19 protein-coding genes are annotated in these 20266 nt (G+C 44.0%); 11 read left to right on the forward strand and 8 right to left on the reverse strand.

Annotated elements, in window-relative coordinates:
- Positions 1 to 156 precede the first annotated feature (156 nt).
- Complete coding sequence (locus tag M0C34_RS04230; RefSeq protein WP_248714412.1) at positions 157 to 1659, forward strand: arylsulfatase; 1503 nt, start codon at positions 157 to 159, stop codon at positions 1657 to 1659.
- An 81-nt stretch (positions 1660 to 1740) separates the two neighbouring features.
- Here M0C34_RS04230 and M0C34_RS04235 read toward each other — a convergent pair whose 3' ends face one another.
- Positions 1741 to 3993, reverse strand: coding sequence for a tetratricopeptide repeat protein (locus tag M0C34_RS04235; protein WP_248714413.1), 2253 nt, complete (start codon positions 3991 to 3993; stop codon positions 1741 to 1743).
- Between the two features lie 368 nt (positions 3994 to 4361).
- Positions 4362 to 4733 (reverse strand): hypothetical protein, encoded by a 372-nt coding sequence (locus M0C34_RS04240; RefSeq protein WP_248714414.1) that lies wholly within the window; start codon positions 4731 to 4733, stop codon positions 4362 to 4364.
- A gap of 384 nt (positions 4734 to 5117) precedes the next feature.
- On the opposite strand from M0C34_RS04240, the gene M0C34_RS04245 reads away from it, so the two are divergent.
- The 3 genes from M0C34_RS04245 to M0C34_RS04255 all read left to right on the forward strand — a co-directional run bounded on the left by M0C34_RS04245 (position 5118) and on the right by M0C34_RS04255 (position 8023).
- Positions 5118 to 5507: a hypothetical protein gene (locus M0C34_RS04245; protein ID WP_248714415.1), complete on the forward strand. Its 390-nt coding sequence runs from the start codon at positions 5118 to 5120 to the stop codon at positions 5505 to 5507.
- 101 nt (positions 5508 to 5608) lie between these two features.
- A complete protein-coding gene (locus tag M0C34_RS04250; RefSeq protein WP_248714416.1) occupies positions 5609 to 6271 on the forward strand; it encodes an OB-fold-containig protein in 663 nt (220 codons plus the stop codon).
- A 33-nt stretch (positions 6272 to 6304) separates the two neighbouring features.
- Positions 6305 to 8023 carry a flotillin family protein gene (locus M0C34_RS04255; protein WP_248715591.1) on the forward strand — a complete coding sequence of 573 codons (1719 nt, stop codon included), beginning with the start codon at positions 6305 to 6307 and terminating at the stop codon, positions 8021 to 8023.
- A gap of 142 nt (positions 8024 to 8165) precedes the next feature.
- Here the strand turns inward: M0C34_RS04255 and M0C34_RS04260 are convergent, their stop codons facing one another.
- From M0C34_RS04260 to M0C34_RS04265, 3 genes are all read right to left on the reverse strand, one after another.
- Positions 8166 to 11228, reverse strand: a complete 3063-nt coding sequence (locus M0C34_RS04260) for a DUF2339 domain-containing protein (protein ID WP_248714417.1) — start codon at positions 11226 to 11228, stop codon at positions 8166 to 8168.
- Between the two features lie 494 nt (positions 11229 to 11722).
- A complete protein-coding gene (locus M0C34_RS21280; protein ID WP_371923127.1) occupies positions 11723 to 11800 on the reverse strand; it encodes a TraR/DksA C4-type zinc finger protein in 78 nt (25 codons plus the stop codon).
- Between the two features lie 252 nt (positions 11801 to 12052).
- Positions 12053 to 12340, reverse strand: a complete 288-nt coding sequence (locus M0C34_RS04265; RefSeq protein ID WP_248714418.1) for a glutathione S-transferase N-terminal domain-containing protein — start codon at positions 12338 to 12340, stop codon at positions 12053 to 12055.
- Between the two features lie 215 nt (positions 12341 to 12555).
- On the opposite strand from M0C34_RS04265, the gene M0C34_RS04270 reads away from it, so the two are divergent.
- Both M0C34_RS04270 and map read left to right on the forward strand, forming a co-directional pair.
- Positions 12556 to 12780: a ParD-like family protein gene (locus tag M0C34_RS04270; protein ID WP_248714419.1), complete on the forward strand. Its 225-nt coding sequence runs from the start codon at positions 12556 to 12558 to the stop codon at positions 12778 to 12780.
- Entirely contained in the window at positions 12773 to 13555 is a 783-nt protein-coding gene (map, locus tag M0C34_RS04275; RefSeq protein WP_248714420.1) for a type I methionyl aminopeptidase, read from the forward strand. Before M0C34_RS04270 ends, map begins: the two co-directional genes overlap by 8 nt.
- 350 nt (positions 13556 to 13905) lie before the next feature.
- Here map and M0C34_RS04280 read toward each other — a convergent pair whose 3' ends face one another.
- Positions 13906 to 14073 carry a PA3496 family putative envelope integrity protein gene (locus M0C34_RS04280; RefSeq protein ID WP_248714421.1) on the reverse strand — a complete coding sequence of 56 codons (168 nt, stop codon included), beginning with the start codon at positions 14071 to 14073 and terminating at the stop codon, positions 13906 to 13908.
- 325 nt (positions 14074 to 14398) lie between these two features.
- On the opposite strand from M0C34_RS04280, the gene M0C34_RS21285 reads away from it, so the two are divergent.
- Positions 14399 to 15076 carry an MFS transporter gene (locus tag M0C34_RS21285; protein ID WP_371923115.1) on the forward strand — a complete coding sequence of 226 codons (678 nt, stop codon included), beginning with the start codon at positions 14399 to 14401 and terminating at the stop codon, positions 15074 to 15076.
- Positions 15076 to 15561: an MFS transporter gene (locus M0C34_RS21290; protein WP_371923116.1), complete on the forward strand. Its 486-nt coding sequence runs from the start codon at positions 15076 to 15078 to the stop codon at positions 15559 to 15561. The genes M0C34_RS21285 and M0C34_RS21290 overlap by 1 nt, the downstream gene beginning before the upstream one ends.
- Positions 15562 to 15612: 51 nt before the next feature.
- On the opposite strand, the gene M0C34_RS04290 is transcribed toward M0C34_RS21290, so the two are convergent.
- A complete protein-coding gene (locus tag M0C34_RS04290) occupies positions 15613 to 16143 on the reverse strand; it encodes an AAA family ATPase (RefSeq protein WP_248714422.1) in 531 nt (176 codons plus the stop codon).
- 295 nt (positions 16144 to 16438) lie between these two features.
- Here M0C34_RS04290 and gloA point away from each other — a divergent pair, with 295 nt between their 5' ends.
- The 3 genes from gloA to M0C34_RS04305 all read left to right on the forward strand — a co-directional run bounded on the left by gloA (position 16439) and on the right by M0C34_RS04305 (position 18980).
- Positions 16439 to 16834, forward strand: a complete 396-nt coding sequence (gene gloA, locus M0C34_RS04295; protein WP_248715592.1) for a lactoylglutathione lyase — start codon at positions 16439 to 16441, stop codon at positions 16832 to 16834.
- Positions 16835 to 16847: 13 nt separating this feature from the next.
- Complete coding sequence (locus M0C34_RS04300) at positions 16848 to 17948, forward strand: alkene reductase (RefSeq protein ID WP_248714423.1); 1101 nt, start codon at positions 16848 to 16850, stop codon at positions 17946 to 17948.
- A gap of 144 nt (positions 17949 to 18092) precedes the next feature.
- On the forward strand, positions 18093 to 18980 hold the full coding sequence (locus tag M0C34_RS04305) for a DMT family transporter (protein ID WP_248714424.1): 888 nt from the start codon (positions 18093 to 18095) through the stop codon (positions 18978 to 18980).
- Positions 18981 to 19142: 162 nt separating this feature from the next.
- Here the strand turns inward: M0C34_RS04305 and M0C34_RS04310 are convergent, their stop codons facing one another.
- Positions 19143 to 20219, reverse strand: a complete 1077-nt coding sequence (locus tag M0C34_RS04310) for a DUF3179 domain-containing (seleno)protein (protein ID WP_248714425.1) — start codon at positions 20217 to 20219, stop codon at positions 19143 to 19145.
- Positions 20220 to 20266 lie beyond the last annotated feature (47 nt).

Below are 20266 nucleotides of genomic sequence, written 5' to 3' on the forward strand. Positions count from 1 at the left end.
GCTTGGGTGGGGCTAATACTGCCTCGCTTGTCTTACGGCTTTACCGCTTTCTAAGCTTGTTATGTATCTAAGCATTAGCGCTCTGGTATTACTTGAGTTCGGCCTTGTTGGATGAACAATCATTAAAAAAGCTGAGTAATCAGTTAAGGAGAAAGAATGAATAGGATGTTTCGCTCCCTGATTTTAGGGGTATTAGCCGTACTGCCTTTCACTGCGCACTCAGCGCAAGAGCAACCCAATATTTTTGTTATTTTCACTGATGACATTGGTATCTCTAATCTAAGTGCTTATCACAATGGTGTGATGAGCAGTCATACGCCTAACATTGATAGCATTGCTGAAAAAGGCATGTTACTCACCGACTATTACGCACAACCCTCTTGTACGGCGGGGCGTTCGGCGTTTTTAACCGGTCAATTACCGGTGCGAACGGGAATGCATTCAGTGGGTTTACCGGGTGGCCCAGTTGGCTTAAGTGGCGATACGCCTACATTGCCTGAAGTGCTTAAATCTATGGGTTATATGACCGGCCAGTTTGGTAAAAATCACCTTGGCGATAGAGATGAGTTCTTACCTACTATGCATGGTTTTGATGAATATTGGGGATGGCTTTACCACCTAAATGCCATGGAATACACCGAAGATCCAGATTGGCCAAAAGACCCTGACTTTCAAAAGTTTGCTCCCCGTAATGTGATCCACGCAAAATCAGACGGTAATGGTAAGCAAACCATTGTTGATGATGGCCCGCTGCATAAAGAACGGATGCGTACACTCGATGATGAAGTGAATAAACACACCATTGATTTCATTGAGCGAGCGGTAAAAGCCGATAAACCTTTCTTCACTTGGTATTGCCCGTCTCGTGGCCACGTTTGGACCCATTTATCCCCTAAATATGAAGCGATGTTAGGTGAAAACGGCTGGGGCCTTCAAGAGGTGGTGATGAAGGATCTCGATGACCATGTAGGAGAAATGCTAGCCAAAATGGAAGAGCTAGGCATTGCAGATAACACCATTATTATTTTCACGGCAGATAACGGCCCTGAAATAATGACTTGGCCCGATGGCGGCATGACCCCATTTAAAGGCGAGAAAGGCACAACTTGGGAAGGAGGAGTGAGAGCACCATTGCTGATTAGTTGGCCTGGTAAAATCCCTGCAGGGGCGGTAAATAATGGCATGTTTGATGGCATGGATTGGTTACCCACTTTAGTGGCTGCCGCGGGTGGCCCAGCAGACTTAAAAGAGAAAATGCTAACAGGTTACGATGGCTTTAAAGCGCACCTTGATGGTTACAACCAAGTTGAGATGTTAACCAATGATGGCGAGTCTAAGCGTGAGGTTATTTACTATTACGAGCGCGATAACTTACAAGCTGTGCGTGTTGGTGATTGGAAAGCCCACTTTGTGGTACAAAACGAAGGTTGGAGTGGCCCTAAAGAAGAGCTAAACGCACCATTACTATTTAACTTGCGTCGCGATCCTTATGAGCGAGCGGCCGAAGAATCAGGCATGTACTTAAAATGGATGGGCGAAAAAATGTGGGCCTTTGGTCCTGCGCAAGCGGCGGTTGCTCAGCATCTTGCATCATTTGAAGAATGGCCTCCGGTAACCCCTGAATCACAAGCCGTAAATAATGGCGGAGTGGGTAACTAGTTAACCTATACCTTTGTGACAAAAGCCCACAGTAGTGGGCTTTTTTATGGATAAACCTTGTATCACGATTGCGAAATACGCTTACTTTAAGCGGCTATTTAACTGCTGAATAAGCGTGTCTGGGGCGTAGGGTTTGAGTGCTTCAATACAGGCCGGGGCGCCGGCTGATTTATACTTCACTAAGATTTCACAGCGTGCATATAAATGGTCTGGGTTACCGCTGATATCGAAGGCTTGCTGAAGAGCCTCATCTGCTTTAAGTAAATCAAATTTCTCTAATGACAAACCATAAACTAGCCAGTATTGAGGGTTATTGGGTTCTACGGTAGAGGCTTTTTTGAATAAATCTAACGCCTGCTTTGGCTGATTTTGCCTCAATAAAGACAACCCCGCTGAATAGCTTAATATTGCCGCTTTTGGTTGCGCCTTAATCCCTTGCATTAGGGTGTTAAACGCTAATGGTTCATTTTTTTGAGCACGGTATAAATCAGCGAGGTTGATGTAGCTATTAGCAAAATTGGGTTCAACCTTAATTGCCTGTTGATAAGCCTCAATAGCAAGCTGATAGTGACCTTGAGCACGGTGGATATTGCCCAAATTGGTACGGCTCGCGCCGCGGTCACTGCTAAATGTTTGGATCTCAATATACTCAGCGAGGGCTGATGCTAAAGCACTACGCTGCTGTGCGCTTAGCGCTTTCCAGTATGCGACTAATGCACCCGCTGCTTCAGTACGCACTGCATAAACCGGGTCATTAAGTAGCGGGGAAATTAACTTCCAGCGGTCGGCTAAAGGATAAGCGCTGCTACCTTTTACCGCGCCTAAGCGAATCATGTCATTGTTATCTTTAACCGCACTGGCTAATACGTTTATAGCATCTTTATTGGGATGATTGGCCAATCGTTGTATCGCGGAAGCACGAATAATATTACTTTGGGCTTGGTCTTGAGCGATGTATGACAACATCTGCCCAGCGCTAGGGTGATTAACACTGCTCGCATAAAAGGCAATACTGAAATGCTGAGGGTTTCGATAGCGTGAATCAGGGAACCATTTTATCAGTGCGTCTTCTGCCCATTGATTGCTTTGATCGGTATGACAACGGGTGCAGACGTTGGGGGTATTGATATGCTTGCTCAAATCTGGTCTTGGGATCTGCCAGCTATGGTCTCGCCTAGGGTCAACCTGCATATAGGTGGTTTCTGGCATGTGGCAAGTTGTGCATTTAGACGCTTCGCTATCGGCTTGATGAAAGGTGTGATTGTCGGGCAAGTACTCTGCTGCTACATGGCACTGCGCGCATACTGCTTGCTCTGGTACTTTTAACTGTGCGCTATGTGGATCATGACAATTAGTACAGCTTACGCCTTTTTCAGCCATTTTGGTTTGCAAGTAAGAGCCATAGACATAGTCTTCATCATAGATTTGCCCGTCATGGTGATATAACTGTGGGGTGATCATGCTTAATAAATAGCGATCTTGAAACGCTCCGTTAACATGGTCATTTTTTTCAGAAAGCTGAATTCTACGGCTATGACATTGCGCACACACTGGTACTTGCTGGGTGTGTTCAATCGCTTTGGGCTGTAGGGTGCTATTGTCTTGTTGATAAACCCATTCTTTTACCGCTTTTGATAAATCACGGTCAAAGCCAAAGTGTTTGTTATTCCATTCGCCACCGTCTTGCTTAAGGTTTGCCAATGCTAGATGTTCACTCGCTGGGCCATGGCAGGCCTCACAACCCACGCTGATTTCAGCCCAAGTGGTGTTGTATTGATTGGTCTCGGCGTTGTAGTTCTTTTTTAGATCGGTGGAGTGACAATCGGCACACATGAAGTTCCAATTTTGTCCGGTATTTGTCCAATAAAATTCATCGGTTTTCGCCATCTCTGGGTAAAGGTGGTACCAACGCTGGCCGCCCTCTTGCTTTGGTCTGGCATCCCAAGTAAACGGGATCAGTTGCACCCGACCATCATCAAACTCAACCATGTATTGCTGAAGTGGGGTGACTCCAAAAGTGTATTTGATTTGATAGTCGTGGAACTGGCCATCAGGCCCTTCAATATTTACCCAGAACTGCTCGCCCTTAGTGTAAAAGCGATTGATCTTGTCATTAAAAGTGAACTGAGCATTGTTAAAGTCACCTAATATAGCGTCTTCACTGGCATGTTGCATTGCCAATTGATGATGCGAGCCTTGCCATGCTTCATAAGCATCTTGGTGACAACGTATACAGGTTTCAGTGCCCACATAATCAACCGCCAACGCTGCAGATGAGGCGGTAAATAACACTAACAGTAATGCCGAGCGAAGCAGACGGGTAAATATACTCATGAAGTTCCTTTCATCGTTAAACCTAAGCGTCCATGCAACTTAAGATATAGCGTAAGGCCTTATTCTAACTGTACTTTATATGAAAAGGTGATTTTTTAGTCAGAGATAGGCTAAAAAACAAAAACGCTAAAGTAAGCGGCTTTACTCAGCTTAAGTACCAAATAGCCAAACCGAATATGTAAAGTAAAACCCTGATGGATTGAAACACCGTGATTGCAGGATCCACGACTCGCCGATTCAGGCTCTATCCAAATTATCAGCGTTGATGTTGCTAAAAGTGATGGTGGTGACTGCCTATAGCCAGTGGCAATAGTAGAATTAGCTGTATATCAGGCGAACCTTTAGATTGTTGGTTACTTAAATACGAATTAGCTCGATATATCATGCACATTCATTATTACGTAACTCGCTACCATTAAAGCTACGCTCAGCATGAACCAGCAAAAAGCATATATAAAAGCTTTTTGAATATCTTGGGGTACCTTTTTTCTTTTTTCTAACATTCGGTAGCGTTTGGCGTGAAAAGAGCTTAAGAAAACAGTGGCGTATTGTAGAACCCCTTGTCCAGAAAAGAAAAAGTTTAACGAGTAAAATCTAACTCCATCATCAAGTACATCTGCTAAAAAGAGTAACCACTTTTTCTTTAAGTAAAGAACGACTCCAATCCAAACAAAAATACCCAAGCTCCCGGATATAAACAAAAGAACGGCAATTTTGGATGCTAATGTGATTTCACTCATTTGCTTGGTAAAGACATCGGCTAACCTATATTAATGTGGCGCTTATTTAGACATGAATTACCAATACTCTACATTAATTGATGATTATGTAAATAATCTTAACGCATTATTCTAACGCTCTATCTAGCCATTTCAGTCCGTCGTTGTTTGTTCTTTTGTTGTATCGCTTATCGCCATCGTTATTTTTTTGATGCAATTATCAGCTTTCCTGCTAATGGGCTGTTTTTGATGATAATTAATGCTAATGTATTGACCTTGTAATCGGGCTGTATTGGCACTCTTCGACACAGTGACAGGCGCTGTCACGTCGCATTAACAGTCATAACACACGGCTATTAAGGTGTAGAATAGCCGCAGCTTAAATGTGGTTTAGAGGTAAGCGCTTTGCTTAAATGGAAGGTCTTCTTTTGGCTTGGGGTTGTAGCAACAATCGCCAACGTGATGTTAGGTTTGTATGAAGGCAAACCGATTATTGCCATTGCGGTGTCCACGCTAATTACCGGGGTACTACTGGTCCCTTATTACGGCTATGCCTACCAAAAAGTCGTGGCGAATTTGGTGCTGTGGAAGGTGTTGTTTTGGCTGCAGGCAATATTGCTGGCGTTCATTTTGTTTTTTGCGCTGATTGGCCAAGTGTCTTATTTGGCTGGCGATGGCGGTTTCTCGCTCAAACTGCTGGGGTCGGTGCTTATTTTATTGCTTTGTCCGCTTACGTTGGTTCCACCATTTCGCTATGCCTATCGTTCGAAGGCATTGTGGAACACAGAGCATTAGATATAAGCATAAATAAGTAACGGATATTTGTGAGCTTGTAGGCCATATCAAGCACTGGCTTGGCATGCCTTCAGGCTGTTTTACGGCAGAAAGGATGCTGAATGTACCAATTTTTACTGGCAGATATAAATAGCAGCTTTACCTTGGCTTTGGTTTTTGTACTAGGGCTAGCTTTAGTCGAGATATTGGGCTCGTTAGTGGGTTTAAGCTTGTTAAATACTCTGGATGATATTCTTCCCATTGATATCGATGTGGATGTAGACGCCGATGTTAGCGGAGGGACTCTATCGGGGGTTTTAGGCTGGTTATACTTGCATCAATTACCCTTATTGGTGTGGATCATTCTATTTTTAAGCAGCTTTGGCCTTGCTGGACTCACCCTCAATTATGTCAGTCTGTCTAATGGAGAGTGGTTACTCCCTTCTTCTGTGACTCACCTTGGGGCTGTGGTATTTGCCCTGCTTAACGCGCGCTTTTTAGGTCGAGCTATCGCTAAGGTTTTCCCTAAGAGCCAATCTAGCGCTGTTTCTAAGCATGGCTTTAAGGGCTTACAAGCCAGAGTCACGGTGGGCACCGCAACAGTTGGTAGCCCCGCCGAAGCCGTGTGCACCGACCAACATGGCCAAAAACACTATTTAATGGTGCAGCCACTCGCTAGCAATGACAGCTTCCCAATGGGAACTGAAATTGTACTGCTAGAGCGGCACCGTAAGTACTGGACCGCTAGCAAACTCAGCGAATTATTAAACGATCATAAAGGATAGATTGTGGATTTTTTAGGAAGTAGTAATAACATCATGTTTTATTTAATTTGGGTTGGTGTAGGGCTGATTGCCTTTTTCACTATTGGTTTGATTTTGGCTAAGTTGTACACCCGCGCCACTAAAGAAACGGCGTTTGTTCGTACCGGTTTAGGTGGCGAAAAAGTGGTTAAAGATGGGGGTGCTATCGTGCTGCCAGTGGTGCATGAAACTATTCCTGTGAACATGAATACGCTGCGCATCGAAGTAGAGAAAACCCAGAAAGATGCCTTAATTACCAAAGATAGAATGCGGGTTGATGTTAAGGCCGACTTTTACTTAAGAGTGGCCCCTAATAGCGAAGGGATCTCTATGGCGGCGCAAACTTTGGGTACGCGTACCATGCGCGTGGAAGAGTTGAAAAAGCTGATGGAGTCTAAGTTTGTTGATGTGTTGCGCTCGGTAGCGGCAGAAATGTCGATGACTGAAATGCACGAGCAGCGTTCTGACTTTGTACAAAAAGTGCAGCAAAACGTGATGAACGATTTAGAGAAAAACGGCTTGGAGCTTGAATCAGTTTCTTTAACCGGTTTTGACCAAACAGACTTGCAGTTTTTTAATGAAAACAACGCCTTTGACGCCGAAGGTCGCGCTAGGTTAACTAAAATCATTGAAGAAAAACGCAAAGAAACCAACGATATTCAGCAAGAAAACCGGATTAAGATTGAGCAGCGTAATCTAGAAGCTGAAAAACAATCGCTGGAAGTAAACAAACAAGAAGAAGAAGCCAAGCTAACCCAAGAGCAAGTACTGGCGTTTAAACGTGCTGAGCAAAAAGCCGAAATTGCTAAAAACCGCGAACAGAAACAACAGGAAGAGCGCGAAGCAGAAATTGCCAAAGAGCGCGCACTAGAAGCGGCCGAGATTGAAAAATCACGAGATATTGAAACCCGCGAAATTGAAAAAAGTAAAACCTTAGAGCAAGCCAGCATTCAGCGCCAACGTGACTTAGAAGTGGCAGAGCAAGACAAGCAAATTGCTATTGCTAAGAAATCTGAAGAAGAATCTGCCGCTCAAGCAAACGCCGCCGAAGCTGAAAAACTGATGGTACAGAAGAGTGAAGCGGTAACAACAGCACGCCAAGTCGCCGAAGCTAATCGTCGTAAAGAAATTGAAGTGATTGACGCGCTTAAAGAAGCGGAGCGTGATGCAGTAGGCATTACTGTACAAGCTGAAGCCGAGAAGAAAGTAGCACAAGATAAATCGACCGCCATTTTGATTGAAGCGAAGGCTGAAGCTGACGCCAAAAAACTGCGCGCCGAAGCCGATGAGAAGGTGTATGCAGTAGAAGCGGCGGGTAAACAAGCGATGTATGACGCAGAAAACACCCTGCGTGACGAACAGATAGAGCTACAAAAATCCTTAGCGATTCTAAAAATACTGCCAGAGCTCGTGGCTAACGCAGTTAAGCCTTTAGAAAACATTGAAGGTATCAAAATCTTGCAAGGTTATGGCGCTGCAAGTGGCGGTGCGCAAAATGGTGAATCGGGCGGCAATCAAGGGTTGGCAGAGCAAGTGACTCAAGCAGCCTTAGGTTACCGTGCTAATGCACCTTTGGTAGATGCCATGCTAAGAGAAGTGGGTTTAGTCGATAAACACAATGGTAGCTTGGAAGATTTACTCACGGGGCAATCAAGCGTTATTCAAGACGCGTTAACCGTGACCGAGCAAACCGAAGAGGCGCCAGCCTTGGAAGAAGTACCCGCATCTGCATGATAGATGTGTAGCGAAAAACGCGCTTGGTGGTTTAAGCGCGACAAAGGCGGAGCAGCAATGCACCGCCTTTTCTGTATTTGCTACATTGACATCTAGGGAAGGCGAAACACCCTGTTCTTTCATCACTGAACGACGACACCGTTTATTGAGCCAGTGCCGACTCAGCAGAATTAATCCTATTCTTGGCTTTTTGGTAGAAGTAAGAAACGCTTAATAAAATGATACCTATTACCATAAACGCTACAATTTTTTGTATTAATTCAAAGGCCGCTATATCAACAAACATCACCTTTACGCATGCTGTAGCAAAGATAATAGCCGCCAAGCGCACCATATCTGCCTGCTGTGGACGCAAGCTAATAAACATTAATACACTTGCATGGCTGATCAATAATATGGCTGTGAGCGGTGCTGAAATACTGGGATCTAGTTGGTAGCTGCATAGTAAGTAGCTAGCAGAGAGTAGTAGGTGCCAAGCCCATTTCAAACCCTTGCGCGGAAGCATTCTTTCATGAGTATTAATACCTAAACGAGGGGCTAACAAATAACGAGCGAGTAAGGCCAACAGGGTGAGTTCGGCAATGCTTAGCAATAGTTTGTTGGCATGTAAGCTTGGGTTGAGTTGCGCAGCTAGGTGGATAATAAAGGGGATTAATGCTGCGACGAACATCGCTAAGTAGGCCACAGTATAGCTAGGTTTTAAAGCCTTAGATAATGCTTTTCCTAGTCGGTTGGAACGCTCAGTAATTAAGTAAAAATAGCCACAAATCAAGACTGCACTAAGGCTCCAATTAGGTAGCAATAAGTTACTAATAGTTTGGCTAGCCACAATCAATACCAATGCAAAATAATAGGGACTTAAATGCCATTGTAATTTAACCACTTGCTGCCATTTAGTGGATAGTTGCGTGTAGCGCAGCATAATAAAGCCAATTAAAACTATGCCTAGCGCTAACGCCACCAACCCTTGCCATTGTTTCCCTAAACACATTACTGCCGTAACCAATATGGCCAATATGCTTAATAACTGCGCTTCGTAGCGTAGGTTTTTGTTATTTATAAAGTAAGCCAATATTAAACTTATAGAAGTGCTAAGCCATAAGGCGATGGCCAAATAATCTGGGAAGCTGCGCATAACTTTTGGTAGGAATAGCAGGGGTAATGCTGCATAGCAAATGATTTGATAAACATAGGCAAGCTTTATGAGCGGCGAGCTGGCATAGTGTTTTTTGTACCAGTAGTAAACCAGAAGCAAGGAAATAAACAGTTCTACTCTAGCCAGCTTGGCATTAAGTGCTTGGTCTGAAAAGCTAGTGCTAGCTGCATCTATTACACCAAATATCACTAAGCCCAGCAGCGGGAGTTGCAACAGCCAAGCCAAGACTTCAGAAATACGGAGCGAATTTTGTGCGCTAAGGTGCAGCAGCAATAGACCGATAAGAGGCAAGATGAGCAAGAAGTATTGGTTGCTAATAAAATATGCCACTAATAATAAGGTGGCCGAGTAAAGTACGCTGAGTAACTCATGTACGATATATACGCAGTGTCTTTCAGCAGCGATTAGATAACGCTTATATTGGCTTAATAGCTTCTTGGCGAGATAGCTTATTGCACAGCTTAGCATTAGTAATAAACAAAGAGTGGCCTGATCTTGCCACGTCGACAAAGCGGTATATTGATGTGATGTTAGGGTGTTAACGGTATGCACTAAGCTACTAATTATACCTACTGCAAGCAGCACATACGCTTCTGCTCGAATCGCGCTGAATTGCTCCTTACAGCCGACCCATAATAGCAACAGTCCCTCTAACAGTAATACTAAGCCAAGTAAGTCAGGGGTGAGCAAATACAACCCGCCAAACCCAGCAAAGCTGCCAGCAAAAGCCAGTGCCAGCGCTGAAATCTGTTTATCTCTTTTTATTAATTTATACAGGCCAATACAGATTAAAGCATTGACGACAAATAGCTCGCCAGCATAAATACTGAACTCACTTAAGGTGTAAAGAGTGAAAGCTAATAGGCTAATCGGCACGGCTAACAAGCGAGGTGTGAGTGACGACTTAAGTAACAATAATAAGCTGGCAATACTATAGAGGTAGAACATGCCAATAATGGTAATGAGCGCAACTATGCTTTGCCAGTTAAGGCTACCAAAAGGCAAGGGGATGAACTGACTCACTATTCCTACGCAGGCAATGTGCAGTATGGCGGTTACTTCTATCAATACTGGCCAAGCTAATTTATGGCTTTGTACTAAGGAGCATAGGCCTACTATGAGCAAATAAGGCAAATACAAAAACGCATTATGGCTGTCGTCTAGCAGCATTAATGGTGCTAGCGAGCCACCTAATAGCGCCACTACAGCAACAACTTTAGTATCAAGTTTTAGCGATAACTGATAACCAAAAATAGTGTTGGCCAATAACAAAGCAAAGCTGATGCTTGCTGGCAAAATATTAAAATAGGGGCCAAGGAAGTATAAACATAAATAGTTGAGAATTAAGCCAAGGCCTACCAAGCCAGAGCCAAAATCTTCCATGCCTGGGCGTCTATTGTTGATGAATACGCCCCCCGCGATAATCGTATTGGCGGCGCCTAATCCGAGCAAAGCTTTACCTAGCGCTGAAAACCAATTGTTAATCGAGAACTGCAGTAAATAACCAAAACCCAGAGTTAGGGCAATAATGCCAGCAACAGTCATTAAAAATACGGCACCTAAGCTTTTGCTACGGTAATGTTGATAAAAGCCTTTGGCTTGCTGTGTTAATCCTGAGATAGGGCCAAATACCATAGCGCTAAGCTCAGCTATAGAATCACCAAGTTGAGCCATCAGCGAATTTAGTGCACTGGGCTTGCTGGTTTGCTGATTCGCAGGCAAAGCTTGTAAAGGGTGCGGTGAAGGGTCCGTATTCTCAAATTGTCCGTTGGGGGAATGACTCGTTTGTTGTTGGACTGGTTCGGTCGATTTAGCCACATGACCAATTGACGGCTCGCTGTTGGATGACGCATTTTCAGCTGAGGCGACTGTTGTTGCTAACGATTGCTGCTCACTGTCAGGCTGAGATTGAATTTGCTGAGCAAGGTGATCAAGTTGGCGGCTAAAAGACGCGAGTTGATTGTCTAAGTGACTTTGATAAGTGCCTTGTTGTGATTTGATTAAGGCTAGCTCAGCTTTTAATTTAGCTACGTCATCCAATAACGGCATTATCTTATTCCATGATTAATCGAGTATTTTGAGCGTCAAAAAAGATTGTACGTTGAATGTGTATTTTAATAAATGCATGTTTTATCTTGATTTATTGCTCTATGTTGATTTTATTAAAAATAAATTGAGTTTGAAGGCTCTGTTGTTTTCCAGCCTCTAAATAACTCAAGCTTTGTTTTATGGTTGTCGTGGGTCTGTGGAAATATTCACTGTGTTAGAGCTAAATTAGGAGGTGGAATGATCTAGGGATCAAGGCTTACGTAAAAACAGCAACATAATGAATACCCAATATTCTGTAATGATAATAAGGCAACGGTTCTGTGAGGGCACAAAGCGATAGCATTTGCAGATGATTTGGCGTCGCTAGGAGAGACTAAACCATATAATTAATGGTTCGACGTACTAGAAATTACGAGCGAGGGAAAGAGACCGAAGTCGAATACCCTCCTTGTAATGGTAACTGGTCAATCTAAGGGGGAAGACAAGAACTGCAGTTATCTTTTTGTTTCAATGTCATTTTGGCAACTAACGCAGAGTTGTGCGGTAGGGACCAGCGCTAAGCGTTCTAGTATTTAAATACCACAACTGTCACACTCGATATCGTTACTCTTTTATAGCTTTTTTATCACCGATGCAAGTTGCTGATATTGCGCTAGTGTATGCTGGTAAAGTCGGTGCTCTTTCTCTTTGCTAGTCAGTGCATCGGCGGCGTTGATGACATCGTGAAGGCTACATTTACTGACAGGGGGTTGAGGTTCAACGAGGCCTTCTTCTAATGGTTGTTTCTTGGCTAACCATGTTGCTTTTATTGCTCTATCGACCCCTCAGCCATAGGTTTGCTCTAGGTACCTTTCAATGTCTCTTGATTCTGGCATCCAGGTTTCGCTTCCATCTTGGGCGATGATACGCAATACCGGTACGGTGCCACGGCCTAATTGCTTGACCAGTTCGTCTCTATATTGTGGGTTTTTCATGGTGTCTCTTAATTCAACATTTAGCCCAAGCCTATTGATCGCTGCCGTAGCAATACTGCAAAAAGGGCAGCCGACAAAATGATAAAGCATTAAAGTATCTTGCTGGTTGGATTGCTTATTGGCTGAATTATTACTCATTGGTATTCCTTAAGCGTGTTAATCATGACGGTAATATAACTGGCTATGAGGGTATTTGGAATGAAAAGGGCTGAGGCTATTGTAACTAACGGCATATACCCTGCTAGGCAAAGACAAGTAGTGGTAGATAAGCCGCAAGGCTCTTGCTTAGTGCTTGACTCGATAGCGAGCTGATAATACCATTTGTATACGTTTTATATATGGTTTGTATATCTATGGGTATCGTGAAAATTTCTGAAGAGCTACATGAAGAAGTAAGAAAAGCCAGTTCTGTAATGTCTCGCTCTATCAATTCACAAGCAGAATTCTGGATAAAAATGGGGATGCTGGCAGAGCTACATCCGCAACGTTCTTTCAGCCAAATTGTTGCTGAACTGATGAAATCTGCCGATGTTTCGTTGGCTAAAGCTTCCGTGGTGGAAGCCACTATCAATGAATAGAGCCGTGAAGATAAAGTCAGCCACTGACATTGAATTGATGCGTCATTCAGGCACGTTATTGGCGCAAGTATTCGGTATGTTGGATACCTATGTAAAGCCAGGAATATCAACCATGGATATTAATAATAGAGTTGAAGACTTTATTATTAATGACCTAAATAGCAGACCTGCCAGTAAGGGGCAATACGGTTATCAGTTTGTCTTAAATTCCTCTATTAATGAAGTGGTATGTCATGGTGTGCCTAGCGCCAATCAATTGCTGAAAAGTCGCGATATTATTAATTTAGATATTACTTTAGAGAAGGATGGGTTTATAACAGACTCTAGCAAAATGTATGTGATGCCGGAGGCCTCCCTTGACGCTAAAAAATTAGTAGACGTCACCTACCAAGCAATGTGGGCGGGCATTAAGCAAGTTAAACCCGGCTCAAGGCTTGGTGATATTGGCCATGCCATTCAACAGTGTGCGGAGAGTTATGGCTACAGCATTGTAAGAGAATATTGTGGGCATGGTATTGGCCGAGAAATGCATGAAGATCCACAAGTGCTGCATTATGGCTCTTCAAATACCGGGCTAAAACTCGCAGAGGGGATGATTTTTACCATTGAACCGATGGTGAACCAGGGCAAAGCTAAAGTGAAAACCAAAAAAGATGGCTGGACTGTCATTACAAAAGACAAAAAATTGTCTGCTCAGTCTGAACATACAGTTTTGGTGACAGCGAATGGCTTTGAAGTGCTGACTTTACGAGAAACTGAAAATTCGAGACCTTAGATTGTTTTAAACATATCCGGCAGGCAGCTTTTATCGATTACGCTGAGGGGCTCGTAGGCTTTTGGGGTGATGCATAAAAACTGCATGCTAGCTTCAAATCACTTCAGTGTACGCTGGATGGAAAGCCTAGCGTCGAGGATGTTGTTTGTCAGCTTGATGGTGATGTGTTGTCTGTAGATTGAAAATGGCCACTAAAGGTAGAAACGTAAACGGTTGTTGGCCGGCCGTTGGCAAATAATAACTAAAGCCTTAATAGGCTTTAGTTATATTTATGGTCGATTCGCTGAAAATGTTACGGCGAATAGCCTGCATATCATCGATTAGCGCTTGTCTTTGGCTTTTCAGCTTGATTAGCTAACGTAATCGAACAAGTCATTTTCTAGTTTTTTTCGTTCGTTGTATTCGTCAATTCTTCTGCGAGTGCGAGCGGCATTCTTCTCTTTGTTATGTTGTTTAACACGATGGACTTTGTCTTCATCATCCCATTCATCACTGTCATCGAACTTAGAGTATTTCATACACGTTAACCTATGTGTCTATAAATATTACAGGTCTTTAAAGCAGGAGGCTAAGCGTAAAATTGACGTTTCTCCTACACGTCAAATCTGCTACATAAGCGGGCGTTGGTCAAACAATAAAATAATTATTCAAGTGAAGGGTTTATTCATTAAGTCTTTTTAAATTAATGGTTTATGGTTGGTTTTTGCTTGTTTTTAAGTTGATCAAATTATCGTAATCGTCACGACAAATACGCTTTGTTTTACCTAGGGCTAGATTGCTGCCACTATCGCGCGGATTTTTAACCCCGCCATGTTTTATGGCCCTATTATTGCTAACTGAATCATGCCAAACACAGTTGTAAACAGCACGTCAAACAAGCTATTTGCTCCCTTAATGGGCTTAGCGTTTTTTGCCATTGCCAGCGGCTACTTAATGAGCCTGTTACCTTTAGCCTTAGGTCATTATTCACTACCTGTTCATTTAGGCCCTTGGCTAGCCAGTGTTTATTACACGGGGTTATTATTTGGGGCTTTTAAGGCACAAGCCATAATATCGGCGCTAGGTCATAGAGTGGCTTTTGTGGTGTTTTTGCTAAGCCTTTTAGTCAGCGTAGTGTTTATGCTATTGCTGCCAAATTCGCTGAGTTGGTTGGTGCTTAGGGCCGTTGCAGGCGCGGCCACTGCAGGCATATTTGTGGTTGTTGAGTCGTGGTTATTGTTTGTTGATTGCGATAAACAACGCGCGTCACGTTTGGGCTTTTATATGGTTACCTTATATGCGGGCAATGCCTTGGGACAATTGTTAATAGAATATTTGGGAACCGGTGGTGGCTTGCCATTTTTATGCATTATTGCTTTATTGGGCTTGGCCATAGTGGCTCCCCTGTTAAGCCAAAACAGTGCGCCACAGCATACTCAACACCAAGCGCTGTCGTTGAAAACCATTGCGACTTTGAGTAAACCGGCGGTGATGGGGTGTTTGGTATCGGGCTTAATCTCTTGGGGCCTATATACGGATTGATGCCCGCTTATTTAAATAGTGATGCGCTATGGCGCAACAATATTGGTAGCTTAATGGCCATTTTGATCTTAGGGGGAATGTTAGTTCAGCCCATTTGTAGTTATTTGTCGGCTCGCTTTAACAAAACCTTGTTGCAAGCGCTGATTAGCGCCTTAGGGTTGTTAGCAGCCATAGGGATTGTGTTGGTGAAGAGTGTCTTAGGTTTATCGCTGTGTTTGTTTGCACTAGGAGCTGCGGCGTTTGCACTATATCCGATTGCTATCTGTCAGGCTTGTTACAAGGCAAGTGCAACGAGTATTGTGGCGATTACAGAGCTGATGTTACTTAGTTATAGCTTAGGCTCGATTATTGGGCCTTTATTTGCCGGTTTAGGCACGCAGTCCAGTCAGGCGCTGCCGATGTATTTGGCAGCCATTTTTGTCACTACCAGTGTTTATATGCTGTTGGTTGCTAGCAAGAGTGGCACTTTGCCAGAGCCCGTTTAATAATCTTAAACTTCCTAATGGTATTAAGCCCAGTCTGCAATGGCTGGGCGCTTAGTTGGAAGGCAGAGCCGCTAGAATAAACTGAGCCCTTTGCTCAATGCTGCCCCATGGCACATCAACAATGTGATACGAATGCTGCTGATAAGTCTCAATCAACAATTGATGGATCTGCTTGGCTTCGGCAAAACTATGCGGGCGTATCTCATCTTGCTGGTAGATGGTTTTATTAGGGCGGCACAAAAATACTGTCGGGAAATAGCCAGCACAGGCGTTTTCAAAGATGGGGTCTATTGCTTGTTTGCCAAGCTTAAGATAGGCGCATATGTCTGGCGCAGCGCGGTCCAAAAATGCCGGCATCGAGCCCCTTAAGGCCTGCTCTTTTTGTTGCTGCATCAACTCAATACATAAGTGCGCAAATGCCGCTAAGTCAGTCCATGGTAATACACCCCCCTTAATCGCGGATTGTTGCTCTATCAGGGTGCGCGAGCTTTCGTTAAACACCCGATAGCCTTGATTTTTAAGCTCACCAATGATGCTGGTTTTACCCGCACCTGGACCACCAGAGATGATTATAGGTTTCAAGCAGAGTCCCCCTTAGGATAAAGCCTGCGAGTTTAGCAAACTCGATAGAAAGCAACAAAACACGGCTGAATGACAATGCCAGTCTTGGCGCGAGTCTATATACCCGTGCAATGCCTTTAGGTTTGATAGTTTACATTGAGGGTTATAACTCAGCGTTATTAATATAATAAAGTTTGATAATTTCATATTGGCTGCAGATTGCTGTAAATTTTCTGCATTGAGAATTAGCGACCATCAAGCGGCGTTTAACAGCTTGATGGTTTACGCTTCGCGAAGCCATTTAAAAGGGCAAATGATGAAATTTTTACACACCATGTTACGTGTTACCGACTTAGATAAATCTATCGAGTTTTATACTAACGTTCTGGGTATGCAAGAGCTGCAACGCAGTGAGAATAGTGAATACCGTTACACCTTGGTATTTGTTGGTTATGAAGCTGGTGGAACTACCGTTGAGTTGACCTATAACTGGGATACTAGGCAGTACGATATGGGGAATGCCTTTGGCCACCTAGCACTGGGTGTAGAAGATATTTATGCAGCTTGCGATCAGATTAAAGCGCGTGGAGGTGTCGTCACTCGTGAGCCAGGCCCAGTAAAAGGGGGGGAAACTCACATTGCCTTTATTACCGACCCTGATAATTACCAGATAGAACTGATTCAACTTGAACAGACTCCAGTTAGCCAGTAAAGAGGATTTCCCAATGACAAACGCATTATTTCAACCTATACAACTTGGTAATTTATCGCTAAAAAACCGCATTGTGATGCCTCCAATGACACGTTCGCGTGCTAGCCAACCAGGCAATGTAGCCAACCAAATGATGGCTGAGTATTATGCACAACGTGCTTCAGCTGGGCTGATTGTGGCAGAGGGCACGCAAATTTCTGCAATGGGGCAAGGTTACGCTTGGACACCAGGTATTTACTCAGCAGAGCAAATCGCCGGTTGGAAAGCCGTGACCGATGCAGTGCACGCAAAAGGCGGCGCTATCTTCGCTCAGTTGTGGCATGTAGGCCGAGTGACTCATCCTGACAATATTGGTGGTGAGCAGCCTATTTCATCTTCGGCGTTAACGGCACAAAACGTTAAAGTATTCATTGATAACGGTAGCGATGAACCTGGCTTTGTTGATGTGGTTGAGCCACGAGAAATGACGAAAACCGATATTCAGCAGGTCGTTGCAGAGTATCGCCAAGCGGCATTAAATGCCATAGAAGCGGGGTTTGACGGCATCGAGTTACACGCGGCAAATGGTTACTTAATTAACCAGTTTATTGACTCTGAAGCAAACCTGCGCAGTGATGAATACGGTGGCTCTATTGAAAACCGCCTGCGCTTTCTTAGTGAAGTCGTCGCTGCCATGGTCGATGCGATTGGCGCAGAGCGCGTAGGAGTTCGCCTTGCACCGTTCACATCGTTAAACGGTACGGTAGACGCAACACCTGAAGACACCTATGTTGCCGCTGCAGCGCTGCTTAATCGTCACAAGGTGGTATATATTCATATTGCTGAAGTAGATTGGGACGACGCGCCTGAAACCCCACAATCATTTAAACCGGCTGTACGTGAAGCCTACCAAGGGGTGTTAATTTACGCCGGACGTTACAACGGAGAAAAAGGGGCGCAAGCTATTGAGGCTGGCGTAACCGACATGGTTGGCTTTGGTCGTCCATTTGTGGCTAATCCTGATCTCCCCAATCGAATAAAAAATGGTTATCCATTGGCGTCGCATAAGCCTGAAACATTGTTTGGTGGTGCAGAGCAAGGCTTAACCGATTACCCTGAGTATAGCGCTAGCTAGGTGTAGCCTCTCGGTATCAGCACCCTGCTTTATCACTAAGTGCTAGTATATGCCCACGCTGCTTTTTCTTCTAAAAGTTGCTGTGGGCTTTAGCCGTTTTGGCTCTCAGTAAATTAGCTACTCACTCAGCAATAAGAAACCCTAATGAAACGATTAACGATGCGCGGCGAGTTATTATTAACCTTGGCCACCTTGCTGGCAGCGCTTGGTTGGATAGCCTCTAAACGGGTTATTTCAGGCATGCCGGGGGATGTTTTCATTGCTTCTCGATTCTTACTGGCGAGTGCTATTTTACTGCCATTTTGTTATCAGCAGTTGCGGCGACTAAAGGTTAAAGAGTTTGCTTATATTTGCGGGGTGGGGCTAATGTTGGCTGTCTCAATGCAGGTATGGATAGCCGCGGTCGCTGTGTCTAGCAGCTTATCTGAAGGGGCCTTTATCATGAGTTTAGCGATGATTTTTGCTCCTTTTACCGCTTGGCTGTTATTTAAGAAAACCCCCAATCGTGCTTTTTGGAGGGCCTTACCCCTTGCTGTTATCGGCATGATGCTACTGACCCTAACTAATGGTTGGCAGATAGAGCAGAGCCAGTGGTACTTTTTGCTTGCCGCTATGCTGCTTTCTTTGCATTTTGTACTCAATAAAAAGCTGATCACTCGTATTAAGCCTTTAACATCTATTTGTTTACAGTTATTTGTGGTGGGTGTAGTTGGCGCAATCAGCGCATTTTTCAGCTCCACAGAACCGCTGGCGTTGAGCCATCAGGTATTGGCTTGGTTTGTGGTGTCTATTGTTGCCGCCACGGCTATTCGCTATTTACTACAAACTATCGGTCAATCGGCGATAAAAATGGAAACCGCCTCGTTGATCATGATTTTGGAACCGATTTGGACGCTGCTACTAAGCATCGCTATTCTTGGGGAGCAGCTTGAGCTACAAAAGCTGATTGGCGGTGGAGTCATTCTTTTGTCATTGATTGTGTATATTAAGTTATCTAAGCCACGGGCGGGTGCTTTGGCTGATAAACAATAAACACGTCGACATGTCATGTTTGTTTAGATTGAAATATAGTCTTAAGTATAGTTACTTGGCTAGCGTAGTTCTGTCGAGATGTGGTCATAATACAGGTTGCTTAACCCAAAAAATCAGCTATTGGTATAGCTGATTTTCATGCGAAGTGGGGCGTTTAAAAACTTACCCTAGCACTTTAGTATTGGGGAAAAACTGACTCCAGATACCATAGTGTACACCGTTGTGGGTGGCGACTTGCTCGCCTTCTGCATTCAACAGTTGAACTATTTCACCGTCGCTAGATATTTGTAATTGTTCGCCGTTTAAGTGAAAGGTATAGCCGTCGTTAGCGTGAGCAAAGTCTGGTGATATAGCGATTTGATGAGTGCCATTGCTGTAGCCGAAAACCTCTAGTTTGGGATTAAGGCGGGTATCCTCAAGGTTCAGTGTATCGAAGATAAAGTCTGGGTTATCAATGTTACGCTGGTCTTTAAGCGGTTGCTCAAACAAACCCAGTAATATCTCATCAATCATACGATCCATACCATATATGAATACTTTGGCATTTGGGTAGTTTGCTTTAGCTGTTTCCCACTCCATCTGTGTGTTGGGGTGTACTGTGGTTGTGTGGTCAGTAAATTCAGACTGCATGGTAATTTGTTGAATTGCTGTACCATTATTCACATCTTTAAAGATGAGGTTGTTATGGGCTTGGCCTAAGACCTGTAAGTTAGATTCACCCAGCCCATAGTCAGTTTCTACCACCATGGCTAAGTTAGATAAACCACAATAAGTGACCGCATACTGGGTGCCATTTTGTTCAAAACCGGCAACATGAGGAACTTGTAGGTGGTAGCGAGGGAAAATAAGGGCTTCACCATCGAGTTCGACAACATAAACCCGTGAATCCTCTTCAGGTATAAACATATCAGCATCATCTACCGAGTAATACTGAGCGCTAAATTGCTCGGTGGGGAAGGCTGTTGGCATGGCATAAGATTGCGCCCAAAAAGTAACACCCACTCCTATTGAGGCCAACACCATCCAAATGGGCTTCCAGTATTTGCCACGTATATTGGCTAGCCACAAAATAGCCAGAGCGAGGATCTGCAAGGCCCAAAATAACGGCATATAGTGGAAGTAGTTCAGTAACCAATCTCTTGGTACTCCGATAACTTGTCCTGGTTCTGTCATTAGTACAGCGCAGAAAATAGCGATGCAGGCTAAGGTGAGTGCATACAGGTTAAACAATATTCTCATTTTAGGTTCCTCAGGGGTGCTCGGCGAAAGCACTATTGGTTATTTAG

Source organism: Agarivorans sp. TSD2052, from assembly GCF_023238625.1.
Lineage (GTDB): Bacteria > Pseudomonadota > Gammaproteobacteria > Enterobacterales > Celerinatantimonadaceae > Agarivorans.

Bases quoted from the DNA above. Each gene is read 5' to 3' on its own strand.
- M0C34_RS04230 (WP_248714412.1), top strand. From the start codon at position 157: ATGAATAGGATGTTTCGCTCCCTGATTTTAGGGGTATTAGCCGTACTG.
- M0C34_RS04235 (WP_248714413.1), bottom strand. From the start codon at position 3,993: ATGAGTATATTTACCCGTCTGCTTCGCTCGGCATTACTGTTAGTGTTA.
- M0C34_RS04240 (WP_248714414.1), bottom strand. From the start codon at position 4,733: ATGAGTGAAATCACATTAGCATCCAAAATTGCCGTTCTTTTGTTTATA.
- M0C34_RS04250 (WP_248714416.1), top strand. From the start codon at position 5,609: ATGTACCAATTTTTACTGGCAGATATAAATAGCAGCTTTACCTTGGCT.
- M0C34_RS04255 (WP_248715591.1), top strand. From the start codon at position 6,305: ATGTTTTATTTAATTTGGGTTGGTGTAGGGCTGATTGCCTTTTTCACT.
- M0C34_RS04260 (WP_248714417.1), bottom strand. From the start codon at position 11,228: ATGCCGTTATTGGATGACGTAGCTAAATTAAAAGCTGAGCTAGCCTTA.
- M0C34_RS04265 (WP_248714418.1), bottom strand. From the start codon at position 12,340: ATGAGTAATAATTCAGCCAATAAGCAATCCAACCAGCAAGATACTTTA.
- M0C34_RS04270 (WP_248714419.1), top strand. From the start codon at position 12,556: ATGGGTATCGTGAAAATTTCTGAAGAGCTACATGAAGAAGTAAGAAAA.
- map (WP_248714420.1), top strand. From the start codon at position 12,773: ATGAATAGAGCCGTGAAGATAAAGTCAGCCACTGACATTGAATTGATG.
- M0C34_RS04280 (WP_248714421.1), bottom strand. From the start codon at position 14,073: ATGAAATACTCTAAGTTCGATGACAGTGATGAATGGGATGATGAAGAC.
- M0C34_RS21285 (WP_371923115.1), top strand. From the start codon at position 14,399: ATGCCAAACACAGTTGTAAACAGCACGTCAAACAAGCTATTTGCTCCC.
- M0C34_RS21290 (WP_371923116.1), top strand. From the start codon at position 15,076: ATGCCCGCTTATTTAAATAGTGATGCGCTATGGCGCAACAATATTGGT.
- gloA (WP_248715592.1), top strand. From the start codon at position 16,439: ATGAAATTTTTACACACCATGTTACGTGTTACCGACTTAGATAAATCT.
- M0C34_RS04300 (WP_248714423.1), top strand. From the start codon at position 16,848: ATGACAAACGCATTATTTCAACCTATACAACTTGGTAATTTATCGCTA.
- M0C34_RS04305 (WP_248714424.1), top strand. From the start codon at position 18,093: ATGAAACGATTAACGATGCGCGGCGAGTTATTATTAACCTTGGCCACC.
- M0C34_RS04310 (WP_248714425.1), bottom strand. From the start codon at position 20,219: ATGAGAATATTGTTTAACCTGTATGCACTCACCTTAGCCTGCATCGCT.